General features: G+C 69.3%; 19 protein-coding genes and 1 other RNA gene. 8 read left to right on the top strand and 12 right to left on the bottom strand.

The genetic code is table 11. From position 1 onward, the window contains the following. Positions 1-144: 144 nt before the first annotated feature. The 6 genes from AC08OT_RS03965 to AC08OT_RS03940 are packed head-to-tail and all read right to left on the bottom strand — an operon-like array spanning position 145 to position 5303. Positions 145-1257, bottom strand: coding sequence for a prephenate dehydrogenase (locus AC08OT_RS03965; protein WP_476592411.1), 1113 nt, complete (start codon positions 1255-1257; stop codon positions 145-147). Between the two features lie 24 nt (positions 1258-1281). After that, complete coding sequence (locus tag AC08OT_RS03960) at positions 1282-2040, bottom strand: pseudouridine synthase (RefSeq protein ID WP_476592410.1); 759 nt, start codon at positions 2038-2040, stop codon at positions 1282-1284. A 16-nt stretch (positions 2041-2056) separates the two neighbouring features. Next, complete coding sequence (scpB, locus tag AC08OT_RS03955) at positions 2057-2623, bottom strand: SMC-Scp complex subunit ScpB (protein WP_476592409.1); 567 nt, start codon at positions 2621-2623, stop codon at positions 2057-2059. Further along, a complete protein-coding gene (locus AC08OT_RS03950; protein ID WP_476592408.1) occupies positions 2620-3546 on the bottom strand; it encodes a segregation and condensation protein A in 927 nt (308 codons plus the stop codon). Before AC08OT_RS03950 ends, scpB begins: the two co-directional genes overlap by 4 nt. A gap of 38 nt (positions 3547-3584) precedes the next feature. Then, positions 3585-4274 carry a zinc metalloprotease gene (locus AC08OT_RS03945; protein WP_476602540.1) on the bottom strand — a complete coding sequence of 230 codons (690 nt, stop codon included), beginning with the start codon at positions 4272-4274 and terminating at the stop codon, positions 3585-3587. 39 nt (positions 4275-4313) lie between these two features. Then, positions 4314-5303, bottom strand: a complete 990-nt coding sequence (locus tag AC08OT_RS03940; RefSeq protein ID WP_476592406.1) for a ParA family protein — start codon at positions 5301-5303, stop codon at positions 4314-4316. 283 nt (positions 5304-5586) lie between these two features. Here AC08OT_RS03940 and AC08OT_RS03935 point away from each other — a divergent pair, with 283 nt between their 5' ends. Together AC08OT_RS03935 and AC08OT_RS03930 are read left to right on the top strand one after the other, a co-directional pair. Then, positions 5587-6675 carry an S-(hydroxymethyl)mycothiol dehydrogenase gene (locus AC08OT_RS03935; protein ID WP_462186283.1) on the top strand — a complete coding sequence of 363 codons (1089 nt, stop codon included), beginning with the start codon at positions 5587-5589 and terminating at the stop codon, positions 6673-6675. A gap of 201 nt (positions 6676-6876) precedes the next feature. Next, on the top strand, positions 6877-7527 hold the full coding sequence (locus tag AC08OT_RS03930) for an MBL fold metallo-hydrolase (protein ID WP_476592405.1): 651 nt from the start codon (positions 6877-6879) through the stop codon (positions 7525-7527). Positions 7528-7568: 41 nt separating this feature from the next. On the opposite strand, the gene AC08OT_RS03925 is transcribed toward AC08OT_RS03930, so the two are convergent. The 4 genes from AC08OT_RS03925 to AC08OT_RS03910 all read right to left on the bottom strand — a co-directional run bounded on the left by AC08OT_RS03925 (position 7569) and on the right by AC08OT_RS03910 (position 11470). After that, positions 7569-7868, bottom strand: coding sequence for a GlsB/YeaQ/YmgE family stress response membrane protein (locus tag AC08OT_RS03925; protein WP_462186285.1), 300 nt, complete (start codon positions 7866-7868; stop codon positions 7569-7571). 156 nt (positions 7869-8024) lie between these two features. Next, entirely contained in the window at positions 8025-9968 is a 1944-nt protein-coding gene (locus tag AC08OT_RS03920) for a serine/threonine protein kinase (RefSeq protein WP_476592415.1), read from the bottom strand. 296 nt (positions 9969-10264) lie between these two features. Continuing rightward, positions 10265-10762, bottom strand: coding sequence for a PaaI family thioesterase (locus AC08OT_RS03915; protein WP_476602539.1), 498 nt, complete (start codon positions 10760-10762; stop codon positions 10265-10267). A 192-nt stretch (positions 10763-10954) separates the two neighbouring features. Next, entirely contained in the window at positions 10955-11470 is a 516-nt protein-coding gene (locus AC08OT_RS03910) for a lipopolysaccharide assembly protein LapA domain-containing protein (protein ID WP_476592403.1), read from the bottom strand. Between the two features lie 124 nt (positions 11471-11594). Here AC08OT_RS03910 and rnpB point away from each other — a divergent pair. The 6 genes from rnpB (at position 11595) to AC08OT_RS03880 (ending at position 15413) form a co-directional block, all read left to right on the top strand. Next, positions 11595-12012, top strand: an RNA gene (gene rnpB, locus AC08OT_RS03905) — RNase P RNA component class A. 41 nt (positions 12013-12053) lie between these two features. Next, positions 12054-12305, top strand: a complete 252-nt coding sequence (locus AC08OT_RS03900; protein ID WP_462189044.1) for a type II toxin-antitoxin system Phd/YefM family antitoxin — start codon at positions 12054-12056, stop codon at positions 12303-12305. Position 12306: 1 nt separating this feature from the next. Then, positions 12307-12573 (top strand): type II toxin-antitoxin system RelE family toxin, encoded by a 267-nt coding sequence (locus tag AC08OT_RS03895; protein ID WP_476592402.1) that lies wholly within the window; start codon positions 12307-12309, stop codon positions 12571-12573. Positions 12574-12696: 123 nt separating this feature from the next. Continuing rightward, positions 12697-12900 (top strand): hypothetical protein, encoded by a 204-nt coding sequence (locus tag AC08OT_RS03890; protein WP_476592401.1) that lies wholly within the window; start codon positions 12697-12699, stop codon positions 12898-12900. Positions 12901-13184: 284 nt separating this feature from the next. After that, positions 13185-14351: an AIPR family protein gene (locus tag AC08OT_RS03885; protein ID WP_476592400.1), complete on the top strand. Its 1167-nt coding sequence runs from the start codon at positions 13185-13187 to the stop codon at positions 14349-14351. 309 nt (positions 14352-14660) lie between these two features. After that, on the top strand, positions 14661-15413 hold the full coding sequence (locus tag AC08OT_RS03880) for a hypothetical protein (protein WP_476592399.1): 753 nt from the start codon (positions 14661-14663) through the stop codon (positions 15411-15413). Positions 15414-15463: 50 nt separating this feature from the next. Here the strand turns inward: AC08OT_RS03880 and AC08OT_RS03875 are convergent, their stop codons facing one another. Continuing rightward, positions 15464-17017 (bottom strand): class I SAM-dependent DNA methyltransferase, encoded by a 1554-nt coding sequence (locus AC08OT_RS03875; protein WP_476592398.1) that lies wholly within the window; start codon positions 17015-17017, stop codon positions 15464-15466. After that, on the bottom strand, positions 17014-17616 hold the full coding sequence (locus AC08OT_RS03870; protein WP_476594983.1) for a restriction endonuclease subunit S domain-containing protein: 603 nt from the start codon (positions 17614-17616) through the stop codon (positions 17014-17016). The genes AC08OT_RS03875 and AC08OT_RS03870 overlap by 4 nt, the downstream gene beginning before the upstream one ends. Between the last annotated feature and the right edge of the window lies 1 nt (position 17617).

Here is a 17617-nt window from a genome sequence, read left to right as displayed (position 1 = left end):
CGGTGACCATGCTTCCTGCCGACAGCGCAGACCCGTGGTCGGGCTTCACCCGATTCCGTCGTCTCGGTCACATAATAAAGTTGTCGGATCGCGCCCCCGCGGATGCCGACATGTGCAACCCGGATCAGGCTACTCGGTACCGCATCAGGATCGCCGGTATGTCGTCCAGCCGTTGAGCGTCAACCGGTCGACGAGCTCGTCCGCGGCCGTCGGGTCCACCGCGAGCTCGACGATGCCGGCGGGTGCGTCGAGGCTGTGCTCGAAGGGCCCGACATCCTCGATGTTGATCTGCCACTGGCTGATGAAGCCGACGAGCGCGGCGAGCTGGCCAGGTCGGTCATCGAGCACGACCCCCACCCAGCCCCAGGACTGCGCCGGGGCGCCGGGCTTGCGCGGAAGCAGCGCACGGCCGGCCTGGCCGCACCGCATGAGCCGGGAGACCGCGGCGGTGACCTCGTCACCGGAACCGGTGTCGAGGACGCCGGCGAGCGCGGTGAGCTGGGCGCCGAGGGAACGTACCCGCTCGGCGATCGGGCCGCGGTTACCCTCGATGATCCCCGACCACAGCTCGGCGTCGCTGTCGGCGAGCCGGGTGGTGTCGCGGAACCCCTGCCCGACGAAGGGCACGTCCCGTTCCGGCAGCCCGACGAGCACCCCCGCGAGCGCGCTCGCGACGATCTGGGGCACGTGGGAGACCGACGCCATCGCCGCGTCGTGACGCTGCGGGGTGGTCCGCACCGGCGTGGCCCCGCAGGCGAACGCCAGCGCCACCGTGGCGTGCACCGCGGCCGACCCGGTGTGCGGGACGGGACAGACCGCCCAGACCCGCTCGGCGAACAGGTCCGCCCGGGCGGAGACGGCCCCGTGCCGTTCCCGGCCGGCGATGGGGTGGGCTGGGCACCACGTCGTGAGGTCGCAGCCGAGCTGGACTCCCTCGACCAACGGTCGGACCTTGACGCTGCCGGCGTCGCTGATCGTGTCCGCGAGGCCGGAGCGGGCCAGGGCGCGTACCTGGGCCGCGACACTCGGCAGCGGGGTGGCGACGACCGCATGATCGACCCGCTCCCCCGCCCACGGCCGCCCGGCCCCCATCTTCTCGGCAAGCGCAACCTGTGCCTCGTCCATGTCGCGGAGCAGGACCTCGATGCCCCTTGCCGACAGCGCGAGACCGATACTGGTCCCGATCAGGCCCGTGCCGACGACCCCGACCCGGCGCAGGCGCGGAAGGCATGCGACATCCCATCCCGACCCGACCATGGCCTTGAGCCTAAAGCCTCGAGCCTAGAGACCGACGCGGTGATACAGGGTGCCGATCTCGTGACGGGTGAGGTGACGGGCCCGCCCAGCGCGCAGGGTTCCCAGCGACACCGCCCCGAACCGGGTGCGCACCAGCCGATGTACCGGGTGGCCGACGGCGTCCATCATCCGGCGGACGACGTGCTTGCGCCCTTCGTGCACAACGACCTCGACCATCACCCGTCCGTTCGCGTTGTCGACGACGCGCGCCGAGTCCGCGCGCACCGGGCCGTCGTCGAGTTCGACCTCCGCGCGCAGCTGGCGCAGGACGTCGCGGCGCAGCAGACCGGACACCTCGACGAGGTAGGTCTTGGGGACGGCGAACGAGGGATGGGTGAGCCGGTGTGCGAGCTCCCCGTCGTTGGTGACGAGCAGCAGCCCCTCGCTGTCGGCGTCGAGCCGGCCGACGTGGAACAGCCCGCCGCCGAACTCCATGAGCAGATCCGCGATCGTCGGCCGGCCCCGGTCGTCCGACATCGCCGAGAGCACCCCGCGCGGCTTGTTCAACGCCAAGTGGACCAGGCCCGCCCTGGTGACGATCCGCTCACCGTCGACCTCGATGAGGGCGGTTTCGGGATCGACCCGGCGGCCCTGCTCGCGCACCACGGTGCCATCCACCCGGACCCGACCGGCAGCGATCAACTCCTCGCTGTGCCGGCGGGAGCCCACCCCGGCGGCAGCCAGCACCTTCTGCAGCCGGATGCCCTGGTCCTGGGGCTCGTCCGGGCGGTCACCGGTACTCATGACGGGAACCTGGTGCTCATGACGTAACAATGTCATCAATCTCATCGAGACCGGGCAGCAGGGGGGCGAGCGGCGGCAGTTCGTCGAGCCCGCGCAGCCCCATCCGTTCGAGAAAGTAGTCGGTGGTGCCGTAGAGGATCGCGCCGGTCTCCAGATCGTGCCCTACCTCCTCGACCAGGCCGCGGGCGGTGAGGGTGCGGATGACTCCGTCGGCGGAGACACCCCGCACCGCCGAGATCCGCCCCCGGCTCACCGGCTGCTGGTAGGCGACGACGGCCATGGTCTCCAGCGCAGCCTGCGACAGCCGGGCCGATTGGCCGGCGAGCACGAAGCGCTCGACCCAGGGGGCGCACTCGTCCGCAGTGTAGAAGCGCCAGCCGCCACCGGTGTGCCGCAGCCGGAAGCCGCAGCCGTCGCGGGCATACTGCTCGGCGAGCTGCGCGAGCAGCCGCTCGACCTCCAGCGCCGGGGCGCCGAGGCCGGTCGCGAGCTCCGCGACGCCGACCGGCTTCTCCGCGACCATGAGGACCGCCTCAAGCAACGCACCCAGCGGCGGCCGGGCCTCCCCGGCAGTCCCAGTCACGACGCCACCTCCCGCGACTCCTCCTCCGCGTCCCCACCGTACCGATCAGATCCGAACAGCCCGTGGCCGATCGGCGGGGCGTCGGCCTCGACCGCCGGATCCAGGGCGATCCAGCGCACCGTCAGCTCACCGAGCGGGACCTGCTGGTCGAAGGAGATCCGGCCCTCGCGGAAGAGCTCCAGCAGCGCCAGGAACCGGGCCACCACCTCGATGGTCTGCCGGCAGCCGACGCACAGCATCCCGAAGGTCGCGGTGCCCACCTCACGCAGCATCGCGATGACGGCGAGCATATGCTCCCGCACGCTGATCCGGGGCAGGTGCACGTGATCGGTCGCGACCAGCGGCGGCGGCAGCGGCTCACGCAGCCGGGCCGCGAGCGCCACGAGCTCCGTCGGGCCGATGCCAATCTGGACCTCCGGCAGCGCGGCGGCGTAACGGGGCTCCAGGGGTACCGCCCGGGGGGTATGGCGCGCCTCCAGGGCCATGAGGCCGGCGAAGAGCGCCGCAGCCTCCTTGTACGCCTTGTACTGCAGTAGCCGGGCGAAAAGCAGGTCGCGGGCCTCCAGCAGGGCCAGGTCCGCCGACTCGTCCTCGGACAGGGCACCCGGCAGCAGCCGGGCCGCCTTCAGGTCGAGCAGGGTCGCCGCGATCACCAGGAACTCGGTGGCCTGGCCGAGGTCGAACTGGTCCCCCAGCCGCCGGATGTGCGCGACAAACTCGTCGGTGACCTGGGAGAGCGCGACCTCGGTCACGTCGAGGCGATGCTTGGCGATGAGCGAGAGCAGCAGGTCGAAGGGGCCGGTGAAGTTGTCGAGTTCGACGACGAAGGTCTCCGTGCGCCCACCACGACCCGTCGGCACGCCGGTACGCGGGGCGGCCCTCCCGTCGGCCTGGTCGGCCGGAGCGGCTCGAGACCGGGTCATGGCGCCACGCTACGCCCCGGCCGTCGGCGTGATCATCATCACCCCAGATTGAGGCCTATCAGCGAGGCGAGTCCCCGCAGCAACGGGCCGATGAGCTGGCCGATGACCGAGGGGAATCCGACGAACAGCACCGGCAGCAGCAACAACGCCAGCAGGATGCCCAACCCGATGTTGCGCTCGGCTAACTGGTACCGGGCTTTGCGCCAGCCTGCCGTGGTCGGGCCGAGCAGGAACAGCAGCCGCCCGGCGTCTGTCGGGGGGACCGGGATCAGGCTGACGATGAACATCGACCCGAACGTGACGGCCATCCACAACGCGAGCTCGGCACCGAAGCTGTTCGGCACCGTCACCTCGGTGACGCGGTCACCGAGCCGCACCAGCCCCGGCTCGCCGAGCGGCTGGAACACCGCCAGGGTTGCCAGGGCGAGCAGGAGATACGCCAGCGGTCCGGCCAGGACGGCGGCGGCCACGTGGAACCGGCGCCGCCGCCACACGTCGTTCATGGGCACCGACTCGGCCCAGCCGTAGCCGACGACGAAGACAGCGACTCCGCTGAACGGGCTGAGCCGGTCCTTCAGGCCCGTCGTCAGCCACCCCGAGCGCATCGGGGTCGGGTCACGGACTAGCCGGGCCACGAGCACCTGGGCGGCGTCGTGGGCGAAGATCCCGATGAGGAAGGCGAGGAGGATCCCGAGAAGCGCCGCGGGTTCGGCAAGGTGGAACAGCACGTCGCTACCTTTTCGCCCCGATCGCCCCGTTGTCTCGGTTCAGCCGACGGCCGGCGGCGTGTCGTGCCGGACCATCAGTTCCCGGGCGAGTCGCCGGTAGCCAGCAGCCCCCACCGACGTCGGGGCGTAGGTGGTGATCGGCTCGCCGGCCACCGTGGTCTCCGGGAACCGAACCGTCCTGTTGATCACAGTGTGGAACACCTCGTCCGGGAACCGTTCGACGACCCGGGCCAGCACCTCCCGGGCATGCAGGGTGCGGGCGTCGTACATGGTCGCCAGAATACCGGCGAGCTCCAGGCGTGAGTTGAGCCGCTCGCGCACCTTGTCAATGGTCTGCAACAGCAGCGCCACTCCCCGCAGCGCGAAGTACTCGCATTCCAGCGGGACGATGACGGCGTCCGCCGCCGTCAGCGCGTTCACGGTCAGCAGGCCGAGCGAGGGCTGGCAGTCGACGAGGATGACGTCGTACTCGTCGAGGATCGGCGCCAGCGCGCGGGCGAGGCTGTGCTCGCGGCCGACCTCGGTGACCAGCAGCACCTCCGCGGCGGACAGGTCGATGTTGCTCGGCAGCAGGTCGAGCCCGTCGACCTGGGTCTCGACGATCACCTCGCGGACGTCGGCGTCCCCGCCCAGCAGGAGGTCGTGCACCGTCAGGTCGAACTGCATCGGGTTGACGCCGAGCCCGACCGACAGCGCACCCTGAGGATCGAAGTCGACGAGGAGTACCCGCCGGCCGTACTCCGCGAGCGCGGCACCCAGGTTGATCGTGCTGGTGGTCTTGCCGACCCCGCCCTTCTGGTTGCACATCGCGACGATCCAGGCAGGACCGTGCGACGCCAGCGGGGGCGGGACGGGAAACGACGGCAGCGGCCGCCCGGTGGGCCCGGGCTCGCCCACCCCCGCATCGACACTCTCACCGCCGGCCTCGAGCCGCCCGTCCTCGGACAGGCGAGGATCACCGACCGTCACCTCCCCGTAGAAGCGGCGGGTCGGTGAGGCGACGGACGACGTGTCGGTGAAACGGACCACTGAGGGGTTGCTCCTTCTACAAAGAGCAGAAACGGACCGGTAGGAGCGTACCGACACCGACCCGTTCTCGGTGGCGCCGGGTGGCCGTAAAGCGGCGTGTCGCGCCATGAGCGGCGTGACCACGTTGGACGGACCCCACCTGTGTTGGACGGACCCCACCTGTGTTGGACGGAGCCCACCAACGGAGGTAGGAAAGTCAGACATCGGGGTGACCGCTCCGGTTCGACGAGGGATTCATCTCTCCGACCAGTGCTCGAGGAGACTCGAGGAGAAGGGATCCGGGATGAGCGCGCAGACGGTGGAAGCGGTGGTGGCCCGGGAGAAGGGCGCCGCGGTCTCGCTGGAGCAGATCGTTGTTCCAGATCCGGGTCCGGGCGAGGCACGGGTACGGGTGCGCGCCTGCGGCGTATGCCATACCGACCTGCACTACCGCGAGGGCGCGATCAACGACGACTATCCGTTCCTGTTGGGGCACGAGGCGGCCGGCACCGTCGAATCGGTGGGCGAGGGCGTGGTGGGTCTGGCCCCCGGTGACTACGTGGTGCTGGCCTGGCGGGCCCCCTGCGGAACCTGCCGGGCCTGTCGGCGCGGCATGGCCTGGTATTGCTTCGACTCCCGCAACGCGCGAAATTCGATGACCCTGGCGGACGGGACGCCGCTGGCGCCGGCGCTGGGCATCGGTGCGTTCACGCCGCTGACCCTGGTCGCCGCGGGCCAGTGCGTGCTGGTGGACCCCGCGGCCCGGCCAGAGGCGGCCGGGCTGATCGGCTGCGGGGTGATGGCCGGTTTCGGTGCCGCCGTGAACACCGGCAGGGTCACCCGGGGTGAGACGGTGGCAGTGATCGGCTGCGGCGGGGTCGGCGACGCGGCGATCGCCGGCGCCTCGATCGCGGGAGCACGGAAGATCATCGCGGTCGATGTCGACGACCGGAAGCTCACCTGGGCCCGACACTTCGGTGCCACCGATGTCGTGAATGCCACGGCAGGCGATCCGGTGGCGGCCATCCGGGCGCTCACCGACGGCTTCGGCGCCGATGTGGTCATTGAGGCGGTGGGCCGCCCGGAGACCTACCGCCAGGCCTTCGACGCCCGCGACCTGGCGGGACGGCTGGTCCTGGTGGGTGTACCCGACCCGGCGATGACCGTGGAGCTGCCGCTCGCCGAGGTCCTCGGCCGCGGCGGTCACCTGTCGTCGTCCTGGTACGGCGACAGCCTGCCGAGCCGCGACTTCCCGATCCTCATCGACCTCTATCGCCGGGGCCGGCTCGACCTCGACGCCTTCGTCACCGAGACCATCGGGATCGGCGACGTCGAGGAGGCGTTCACCCGGATGCAGCGCGGCGACGTGTTGCGCAGCGTCGTCATCCTCTGAGTCGTCGTTCACCGGGCCGCCATCTACTGAACCATCGTTCACTGAACCTTTGTTTAGTGGCGAGGTTCGTCGGCGGCGGGCCCATCCGGAGCCGGGAACCGCCGGATACGGTCGACCCCACCGGGTGCACCGCCGTCCGACGGCACCCGCGACACGCGCAGCGGGCAGCGGGCAGACCGATCGGGTCGAGGAGGGGACGCAATGATCGTCAATACCGGGCTTCGGGTGGATCGGGTGATCACGCGCGGCGACTTCACGCTCGACGGTCAGTCGTTCACGGTCGACAACAACGTCTGGCTCGTGGGAAACGACGACGAGGTACTGGTCATCGACGCCGCGCACGACCCGTCGGTGATCGCGGCGGCCATCGGCACCCGCGTGGTCACATCGATCATCGCTACGCACGGTCATAACGACCACATCAATGCGGCGGCGGAGCTCGCGGACCTGGTCCGGGCGCCCATCGCGCTGCACCCCGCCGACGTGGTGCTGTGGAAGGCGATCTATCCGCACCGGGCGCCCGACCGTGCGCTCGCGGACGGACAGCTCATCGGCCTGCCCGAAGGTGGCGCGCTGCGCGTCCTGCACACCCCGGGCCACTCTCCCGGCGGGATCTGCCTGTTCGGGGAGATCAACGGCGACCCGGTCCTGTTCAGCGGCGACACACTCTTCCGCGGGGGTCCCGGGGCGACCGGGCGGTCCTACTCCGACTTCCCGACCATCCTGGCCTCGATCCGTACCAGGCTGCTCACCCTGCCCGCGCACACCGTCGTGCACACCGGTCACGGCGACGACACGACCATCGGTGAGGAGGGTGTCGACTACGACGACTGGGTGAGCCGCGGCCGCTGACCGGCCGCTTCCCCGCATCACCGCCCGGTGCGCACACCGGGCTAGGGTCGGCCCGCAGTGCGCCGGGTGCCGGTGCTCTGCCCACGACGCGCCGCCCACATCGGGGAGACGATCGCGACCAGCGCGACCGCGACACCAACCTGCAGGATGTGCCGGATCCAGTCGAAGCCGCCGGTGTGGCGCACGCCGAGCGCGCTCGCGATCACGTTACCCACCAGCGCGCCGATGATGCCGAACCCGACCGTCAGCCAGAGTGGGATGTTCTGCCGACCCCGGACGATCAGACGGGCCAGAAGACCGATCACCAGACCGGCCAGAACGATCCAGAGAATTTGGAACACCGGGCACCCCCAGAGCGTGAGTCTGCCTCCTCTTCGTCTCCATGAACCCGGCCGTACAAACACCGCGGGCACCCGACCTGCACCGGATGCACAAACCTTCCTTATTTAGTTTTTTCCTGAAAAATAGGCCCAACCCGGCGGAACACCACCGGTCCGTCAACGCGGAAGATCCCGGGCGTCGACGGCCCGCAGATTGATGTTCACGAATCCCTGGTGCATTCCGGGTACCAGGTCGACCCAGAAATAACCACGCAGCCGGTAGGAACCCTGCACGTAGCCGAAGGAAGCACCGCTGTGCGCCATCTCGGCAAGGCGGTACGTGCTCCCGAAGCACTCCTTCCCCGGCTCGAAGCCGGGCGGCTCCCCCGGCCCGAGCGCCCCGCACGCGTCGAAGAGGGTGAAGTTGGGCCGGTTGTCCCCCCCAAAGTCCGGTCCGGGGTAGAAGGCCCCTTCGTTACCCTCGGCGAGGGTGGAGATGTCGAGGAAGACGATCTGGGTGTCGTGGGCGGCGACGAAGCCGGTGAACGCCTTGGCCTGCATGAGCTGGCCGACCGTGCCCCGGAATCCGGGGATCGGCCGCCCCGACGACAGGCCGGCAGGAGGAACGATGACAGAGGGTGAGGGCGCGGGGAGCCCCGGTGGCCCAGGAGTATGTCCCGATCGGGCCGGGACGTCGTCACGCGACGACGGGGTGAGTGGCACGCCGTGCGGGCCGGGCCCCGGTTCCCCGGCCGTCGCCTGGGAACTGGCGGCCGTCCCGGGGGCCTGCGGACCGAGGTCGCCGGCGGCCTCGGAGGCGCTCAGGGCGGCCAGGCCCGCGAGTGTCGCGGCCAGGGCAGCCAGACCCGCGGTCCGGCGCGGGTGACGCCGGGCACGGGCCCGCCGGCCGGACAGGGGCCGCTTCGCCCCGGCGGGAGCTGCCCCGGCGGAAGCGGCCGCATCATGATCACCGTCAGCCGGCCGGCCACCGGCCTGATCGTCATCCTCGCCGAGCGCGGACCCGCCGACCTGCCCGGACTCGCCGACCTGCCGAAGCTCGCCAGCCTGCCCGGGGTCCCCCGCCGGATCACCGGTCCCGCGTGGCGCCCGGCCCGCTGTCCCCGCACCGTTTGTCCCCGCACCGTCGCCCACTCGCACCCACGCGCCGGCGCTCTCCGGCGCATCGAGGCGAATCTGCGTCTTGGCGTCATGGGTATCCTCCTCCGCGGCCGGCAGAAGGCTCCTCATGCGGGTCGTCACCGGTGGGGCGAGCCAGGCGTCCCGCAGTATCCGGCGTGTCTCGCGCTCCGGGTCGCCAGTAGACCCGATCAGCACGCGCAGCAACGCGTGGGCGCTCGGCCGGGCCATAGGCTCCTTGAGCAACGCCGCGCGGACCGCTGGGCGCAGGGCCAGCGGAACATCCCCGGTGTCGGCCTCGTCGTGGACCACCCGGTACAGCAGCGCGTCGGGCCGGCCGGTCCCGAAGGGGGGTCGCCCCGACGCGGCGAACAGTACCGTCAGGCCCCAGGCGAAGACGTCCGCCGGCGGGCCGATCTCGCCGCGTCCGGTGACCTGCTCCGGGGCCATGTAACCCGGGCTGCCCAGCAACACCCCCGTCCTGGTCGCGGCCGTCGCGTCGACCGCCGCCGCGATGCCGAAGTCGATCACTTTCGGGCCGTCCTCGCTGAGGATCACGTTGCCCGGTTTCAGGTCCCGATGGACGATGCCGGCGTCGTGGATGGCCTTCAGGGCCTCGGCGAGCCCGGTCGCCAGCGCCATGACGACCGGCATGGTCAGCGCACCCCGGTCGGCGATCGCCTCGGCGAGGCTTTGGCCGTGGATGTGCTCGGTTGCCATCCACGGATCCTCGGCGTCGGGATCGGCATCGACCAGCCTCGCGGTGCAGGCACCGTCGACCGCCCGGGCGGCCGCGACCTCGCGACGGAACCGGCTGCGGAACTCGGGATCGGCCGTGAAGTCCGACCGGATCACCTTGAGGGCGACCGGCCCTCCGGTCTCGTCGTCGATGCCGAGGTAGACGACTCCCATACCACCGGAGCCGAGCCGCGCGGTGAGCGTGAACCGGGCGATCCGCTCCGGATCGCCAGAGCGCAGCGACATCGCCGGCACCGCGCCCTCCTTTCCGCCGAGCTTTCCGCCGCGAGCCGACCGACAGCCGGCGAGGGTTGGCCGCCGGGGCCGACCGCCGCTCCGAACGTTCCGACGCAGTGGCCGAGGCAACGGTCGATGGAGCATCCCGACAGACCCGGAGGCCACGCCCACCGTGCCAGCTACATCTGTGACGGATCTGTGACGGAGATGTGACGGTTCGTGCGGTCGAATCACGGCGAGCAAACGAGTCCCGCCCGTGAGCGGATTCCGAGATTCCGAGATTCGAAGACCAGGAGATTCGAAGATCAGGAAATGGTCTGATGTTCGCGCAGCCGGATCAGGTCCGGATCCTGCTCGATCGCCTGGATGTCCTCGGCCCGGGCATGGGTGACAAAGTGCTCCAGGGGCACTTCGACGAACAGCCCTCGGGCCCGGACCGCGACCCGTCCGGTAGGGCTGTTCAATCGTCCCTCGCCACTGGCGTAGACCCGCCGGCCGAGCACGCCCTCGACCCGCGCCCTCAGGTGCAGGACGGTGCCCACGGGTACCGGCCGCAGGAAGTCCGTCTCCAGCCGGCCGGTCACCAGGCTGGTCCGGGTCAGATGCCCGAGCGCACCCAACGCCTCGTCGAGGGCGCAGCTGAGCAAGCCACCATGGGCGAGGCCCGGCGCTCCCTGATGATGCTCGGTCACCTCGAACGTCGCGCACAGCGCGAGGCCGGCATCGGCGTCGACCCGTAGGTGCAGTCCGTGGGCGGACTGGTCACCGCAGGCGAAGCACCGCACGTAGTGGGACGGCAGCACGGTGCCGGGCGCCGGTGCGTTCGCTGGGCGTGGCGGGAGTTGTGCTCCCGGTGGCAGATCTGTTCGCAACGACGTCACGACCCGGACTGTACCGACGCGGTGAGATCCGCCTGGCATCTTGCCGACGTGCCTTCCACCAACCGGCTACACCAACCGGCTACCGGCCGACCCGCGGCCGAGGACTCCGCTCAGCTACCGGTGGCCGGCCGCGCGACGCAGGTGGCGCAACTCGCGGCGCAGCCTGATCTGAGGAATGACACCGATGAGTAGGCCGACGACGAGACCGGCGGCGGCCGAGGCGGCCAGTGCACCCGCGACCGACATCTGCCTGGTCGAACCGAACAGCCAGATGCTCACGCGCGCGTCGTTCTGCACGACGAAGACCACGACGGCGATCGCGATGAGCAGCACCAGCACGGTGATCGCATAGGTGGTGTAGGCAACCCCGCGACGCGACGGCCGGGCCCCGCCGGTGGGCGCACCCGGGACGCCGGGAGAATCCGGTCCGCCCGGGTGGGCCGGCTGGTGCGGAACGGGCGCCACGGCACCCGGACCAACCGGAACCTGGCCGGCAGGCGTTCCGGAAGGCGAGGCCGCGGGGGTCTGCCCGGCCGCCGCCGGCGCCGCGGGCGCGGGCGGAACGGCGGGCGGAGAGGCCGTACGCCTCGCGTTGCCGAAGCCTCGGCCCGGCTGCTTCGGTCCCGTCATGATCGTCCTGTTCCTCGATCCGCCGCCATACCGCCCGATCGGCCGGCTCCGCGCACCGACAGCCCGATCAGCCCTACGCCCAGGAAGCGTAGACCGGGAAGCACTCTATACTGAAGGAAGCGGACGAGTTGGCCGGGCGGCCGCGTCGGTGCCGGCTCGTCCGGCGTCGCCGAGGAAAGTCCGGGCTCCACAGGGCAGGGCGGTGGGTAACACCCACCCGGGGTGACCCGCGGGACAGTGCCACAGAAAACAGACCGCCGGTGCCGGTTCCGGCGCCGGTAAGGGTGAAACGGTGCGGTAAGAGCGCACCAGCGCCCAGGGTGACCTGGGCGGCTCGGTAAACCCCGCCCGGAGCAAGGTCAGAAGGCCCGTAGCCGCGAGGCCGCGGACCGCGCAGGCGTTCGAGGTTCGAGGGCTGCCCGCCCGAGCCTGCGGGTGGACCGCTAGAGGCTGCCGGCAACGGCAGCCCGAGAGAGATGGTCGCCGCCGACGAGCCGTGAGGCTAGCCGGTACAGGACCCGGCTTACAGGCCACCTCGTCCGCCTCAGCGGCCCGACCACTCCCCGGTTTGTACAATCTGGGGATGAGCGAGATGCCGATCAGCGAGGCACGCGACCACCTCGGCGAGATCGTCTCCAAGGCGGAGCACGCCCATGAGCGGATCGTCCTGACCCGTCACGGCCGCGCGGTCGCGGCAGTGATCTCCATAGAAGATCTCCGTGAGCTGGAAGCGGCGGAGGACGAAGCGGATCTCGCCGTCGCCCGAGAGGCGCTGGCCGCCGAGGAGCCTCGCGTACCCCACGCCGACGTCCTCGCCGAGTTCGGCCTGAACTGACGTGGCGCACACCGTCGAGTGGACGACTGCGGCGCTGCGAGAGCTGCGTAAGCTCGACGCCTCCACCACTCGACGGATCCTGATCGCGATAACACGACTCGCGGCGGAACCCCGCCCCTCGGGGGCCCGGGCCATCACCGGCCAACCCAGCAGGATACTGCGGATCAGAGTTGGTGAATACCGGGTGATCTACCAGGTCGACCACACCCGCATTCTCGTCACGATCGTCCACGTCGCCCATCGACGTGAGGTGTACCGGCACCTCTGACCCGAGCCGCCGCTCGGCACCCCGGAGTCGGCACCCCCGGAGCAAGGTCCAAGGGCCCGTGGCCGTCACAAGTCGCGGACCGCGGAACCGTGCCTAACCCTCCACAGTTCAGCTTCACCGAGGGTGGGGACGCTGCTCGGCCGGGGTGGGGTGGTCTCGGCGCCGGCGAAGACGGTGATGGGCCGGCTGGTCGGGGACCGGCTGGTGGCGGTGGGCCGCGCGTTACCTTCCAAGGTGCTGTCGGCCGTTACGGCCGGGCTACCCATCAGGCCCTACCCCTCCCGTTGCGAGCCGCCCCCCAGGCAGACAGCACCGCCCCGCCTGTGACTGGCGGACGGCAGATAGGGAACGCGCTCGTACAGGTCGTAGCAGGCGACCAGATGGATAGGGCCGCCGTTGGCATCGCGGAGTCGTTTGATGATGGTGGCCAGGGCGCTGGCCAAGCCGGGGCTTACAGGCCATCTCGTCCGCGTCCCTGTCTCGGCCGCCCGGCTTCACGTCCGGCAGCCGGGGCACAGCCGGCTGCTCAGACAAGAGGAGATACTTTACTCCCGCAAATGGGACGCCCCGTAAGATCGCATACACAGTGCGGCGAAGGGGCGGTGGATCAGGTGAGTGGAAGAGCGGGAAGACCAGTTCCCGGGACCGTTGTAGCGGTCAGGGAGGCACTGGCACGCGAGTTCGACGGCCTGATCGACACCAGCGACGTGACCCATCCGGATCCGGCCGAGCGGCGCCGCAAGTTCCTCTCCCGTGCGCTGGCCGCACTGGTAGCACGGGACCGCCTCGACTGTGACACAGCCGAGGCCGCCGAGATGGTCATCGATGGGCGTAACGATTTCGGTATCGACGCGATCACCGTGGCCAGGAGCGAGCCACAACTCTGGCTGATCCAGTCGAAGTGGAGCGACCGCGGCGAGGCCGGCCTCAATACCGGCGATGCGCTCAAGACACTCGAAGGACTCCGCCTGATCGACCAGCACGAGTTCGACCCCTTCAACGAGCGACTTCAGGTGCTCGCGGAACGGGTGCGTACAGTACTGCTCGACGCCGGCCGGCGTATCACCATGACGATCGTCCTGATGGGAAGCCAGGCGCCCTCGGCCGAGGTCCGGCAGAAATTCGACGACGCCGTCAAAATTTTCAACAAGCACGGCGACGTCCTGGATATCGAGTACTGTCTGGCGGCGGACATCAGGGCGATGCTCCTGCGCCGCAATGCCCCACAGCCGATCAGGCTCGTCGCCAAAATGCAGGAGTGGTTCGACCTTCGCCATCCTCTTACGGCGTATTCCGGGATCGTCGCGGCAAGCGAGATCGCCGACTGGTATACCCAGCACGGAAATCTGTTGTTCAGCAGGAACATCCGTACCAGTCTCGGTACCACAAAGATTAACAGCGATATCGTCGAGACATTGACGACGACACCCGAGAACTTCTGGTATTATAATAACGGAATCACCATACTGTGCGACAGTCTCACCTTCAATCCCTTCAGCCGTAGCACGCCGAACGGCCCAGCCGAGTTGACCCTCGACGGCGCGAGCGTCGTCGAGGGCGCGCAGACTGTCGTCGCTATCGGCGACGGGGTGAAGAAGAGCCCGGACGTGGCCGGCTGGGCTCTCGTCGGAGTCCGCGTGATTGTTCTGGGCCGGGCGCCCACCGACCTCGCGACCACCACCACCCAGACGACAAACACGCAGAACGACGTGGAGCTGCGCGACTTCGTCGCCCTGGACCAGGTACCGACCGACATCAAAGGATTCGGAATGAAATAACTTGTTCACTTCGGAGTCCTCGCGAGCCCGTGACCTGCGAAGACGCATATTGGCTTGCATTAATTACTTCATTACGAATTCAAAGACGATTTCGCTCTCACTCTCGGCAAGACCTATGTCCTCAAGCGGGGGGAGATCGATCCATCTCCCGAGGGCGGGTGCTCGGTCGTTCACGCCGCCGTCGCGCTGGCATGTGCGCATTCCTCGGTCGAGCTGGTCGTCCGCGCGAAGAAGGATTCCTCCCTGTTGTGGGAGCGGGGCGCAAAGGGCGCCTACACCCTGCTGTTCGGAAACCGCCGCCCGTCGGCGTTGCGGATCTGGCGCTGCGTGCGGACTTTCCGCGCCATCCAGCAGAACCTGCACGACACCCGCAATCATTGGCGCGGACGCGCGGAGGCCGTCGCCGAACTCGGCGATCTGCTGGTGGCGCACATCATCTTCACGCACATCACCCTGGATGGCATCGACGATCCCGACGAGGACTGGTCCACGCGACTCGATGGAGTCCCGGCGCTCGTCAGGCAGACCGTCGGCTGGCTGGTGCTACGCATCGACGAGACCTTCGGCCGGAATTCCTTCATCGGTAGCACCCTCACCAGTGCCGAGCGCTGCGAGCCACTGGTGGCGCAGGTGCTATGGGACATGAGGACCGATCGCCCGGAGCCCGTGCTGCCGGAGGACTACAACAAGCCCAAGGCGGACCGCCGCAGCCGACGTCCGAACACGGTGGGCATTCTGGTCGATGCGCGCAGAATCAGCGAGGGTACGCGGTTGGTGTTCTCGACCGCGGGGAAGCCCGAGGAACGCGCGATCGGCGGATGGTTGGCGGCGGATCCACGGCGGGCGGAGGCCACCTGGGTGAACAGCCGCTCGAAACCCCTGGTCTGGGCGGTGGACGGCCGCCAGTACGCCCCATCCGGCTTGGTGATGGAGATCTGGCGGCGGGCGGGGTGGAAGCGCGCACCCGTTTCCGTCCAAGGACCGTTGCGATGGTCGCTGCCCGATGAGGGTTCACTAGTCGAGCTGGCCGAGGCCGTGCTGCGAGCAGACGTGGTGGACTAAACGTCCGTGTCGAACCCGCGACGCGGACCACGGGATGGGGTCGCGGCGCGTCAGGCCCTTTCACACCGCAAGGTCTCAGTCGGACGAGACGGCATCGTCCGGTGTAGCGGTGGCGTCGGCGGAGCGGTTGGCCGCGAGGGCGTCTGCGATGGCGGAGAACTCGACCAGGGCGGCCTGGAGATCTCAACGATCTCACGGGCGATGACGTCGGGAGGTAGCAGGCTGTCGGCGTCGTCAAGGCTGGGGTCGCGCAGCCAGGTGATGTCGAGGTTCGCCTTGTCCCGAGCGGCCAGCTCATCGTAGTCGAACGGGCGGAACCGCTCGGACTCGGTGCGGGTGCCGCGCGGTTCCCCCGGCCGGTAGCAGGCGACGAAGTCGCCGAGGTGCTCGCGGCGCAGCGGATTCTGCTTCAACGTGAAGTGCTGGCCGACCCGCAGGTCGTACACCCACAGGGTCGCCGTCCACGGCGTGCCCGGCCGAGCCCGGCGCCTGTCGAAGAACAGCACGTTCGCCTTGACCCCGCCGGCGTAGAAGATACCGGTGGGCAGCCGCGGCAGGGTGTGGACGTCGTATTCCGCCAGCAGCCGGCGGCGGACCGTTTCCCCCGCCCCGCCCTCGAACAGCACGTTGTCGGGCACGACGACGGCGGCCCGGCCGTCCACGTCCAGCGACGACGCGATGTGCTGGACGAAGTTGAGCTGCTTGTTCGTGGTCGTCGTCCAGAAGTCCTGCCGGCTGTACGCAATATCGTCCCGGCCAGCGCGGCCGTCCTCACCGATCACGGTGATTGAGGACTTCTTGCCGAACGGCGGGTTGGCGAGGATCATCGTCGGATTCCCGCCGTACCGGCCGGCGAGCGCGTCCCCGACGTCGATGAGGGTGTTGCCGTTGGGGTGGCCGATGCCGTGCAGCAGCATGTTCATCGCGGCGAGCCGGGCGGTGCCGTCTACCAGCTCCATACCCCGGATCTTTCCGCGGCTGAAGCCGGCGCGCTGCTCCGGCGACAGCGTGGCGCCATGATGGCGCTGGATGTAGTCGGCGGCGGCCAGCAGGAAGCCGCCGGTGCCGCAGGCAGGATCGAAGACCGTGTCGTCCGGACCCGGCTGGAGGCAGTCGACCATGGCCGCGGTCAGCGCGCGGGGAGTGAAGTACTGGCCGGCGCCGGACTTGATATCCTCGGCGCTCTTGGCCAGCAGCTCCTCATAGGCGTCACCCTTCACGTCGACACCGGTCGACGACCACTCCTCCTTCTCAATCAGATCGACGATAAGCCGCTTGAGCTTCGCCGGATCCTGGATGCGGTTCTGCGCCTTGCGGAAGATCACGCCGAGCATGCCCGCCTCCTTGGCGAGATCCTCCAAGGTGTGTCGGTACGCGGTCTCCAGGTCGTCGCCGTCGTAGTCGAGCAGCTTCTGCCACCGGTCCGCGACTGGCCGCAGGGCTACGTCCGGGTTGAAGCTCCGGTAAGCCCGCTCGTGCGCCATCTTCAGGAACAGCAGGTAGGTCAACTGCTCGACGTAGTCGATGGTGGAGACGCCGTCATCGCGCAGCACGTCGCAGTAGTTCCACAGCTTCGCGATGAGCTGCCGTGCCTTCGCGCTCACCCCAGCACATCCTTGTCGTTATCGATGGCAACATCGTCGAGCGGCAGCATCGGCGCGGACACGACGGCCTCGACGGAGGCCCACTCTCCCATCGGCCGGGACGCGGTCCCCACCGCCGCCGCAGACTGCCCCTCCTGCGCCGGAAGCTTGCGTGGCCGCCGCCTCGGCGCCTTCACCGCACCCGCCCGCTCCGCCCGGATCCGCTCCAACAACACCGACGCCGACTCATCCGCCGGATCCTGCGCCACCAGCCGCCCCGTGAATGCCTCCGCTAACAACGCCTTCCGTAGCACGGTAGCCTTCGCGAGACCTCCACGCACCAGACGCTCGCCGGTGTCCAGGACACTCAGCCATTCTTCGGCTGCGCTGACCAGATCAGCCTGTGCTTCTACCGGGGGAATCGGAACGGGAAGCCGCTTGATCTGGGACAAGCTGATCGAGGCGAGGTTGACGCTCTGCCGACCATTTTTCTCGCACCAGCCCTGACCGAACTCGTTGGCATGCCAAGCGAGCAGCTTCGGATGCAGAATTCCGTCATACAGACGAACTCGAAATACATGGTTCTGGTGAATACACCCGTCGATCTGCCCGTCCCACACC

Source organism: Frankia sp. CgJB1 (genome assembly GCF_977947065.1).
This window is presented reverse-complemented; position numbering and strand designations above follow the sequence as displayed.

Coding starts and splice junctions, on each gene's coding strand:
- AC08OT_RS03960 (WP_476592410.1), bottom strand. CDS start 2,040: ATGAGTACCGGTGACCGCCCGGACGAGCCCCAGGACCAGGGCATCCGG.
- AC08OT_RS03930 (WP_476592405.1), top strand. CDS start 6,877: ATGATCGTCAATACCGGGCTTCGGGTGGATCGGGTGATCACGCGCGGC.
- AC08OT_RS03910 (WP_476592403.1), bottom strand. CDS start 11,470: ATGACGGGACCGAAGCAGCCGGGCCGAGGCTTCGGCAACGCGAGGCGT.
- AC08OT_RS03900 (WP_462189044.1), top strand. CDS start 12,054: ATGAGCGAGATGCCGATCAGCGAGGCACGCGACCACCTCGGCGAGATC.
- AC08OT_RS03950 (WP_476592408.1), bottom strand. CDS start 3,546: ATGACCCGGTCTCGAGCCGCTCCGGCCGACCAGGCCGACGGGAGGGCC.
- AC08OT_RS03935 (WP_462186283.1), top strand. CDS start 5,587: ATGAGCGCGCAGACGGTGGAAGCGGTGGTGGCCCGGGAGAAGGGCGCC.
- AC08OT_RS03965 (WP_476592411.1), bottom strand. CDS start 1,257: ATGGTCGGGTCGGGATGGGATGTCGCATGCCTTCCGCGCCTGCGCCGG.
- AC08OT_RS03920 (WP_476592415.1), bottom strand. CDS start 9,968: ATGTCGCTGCGCTCTGGCGATCCGGAGCGGATCGCCCGGTTCACGCTC.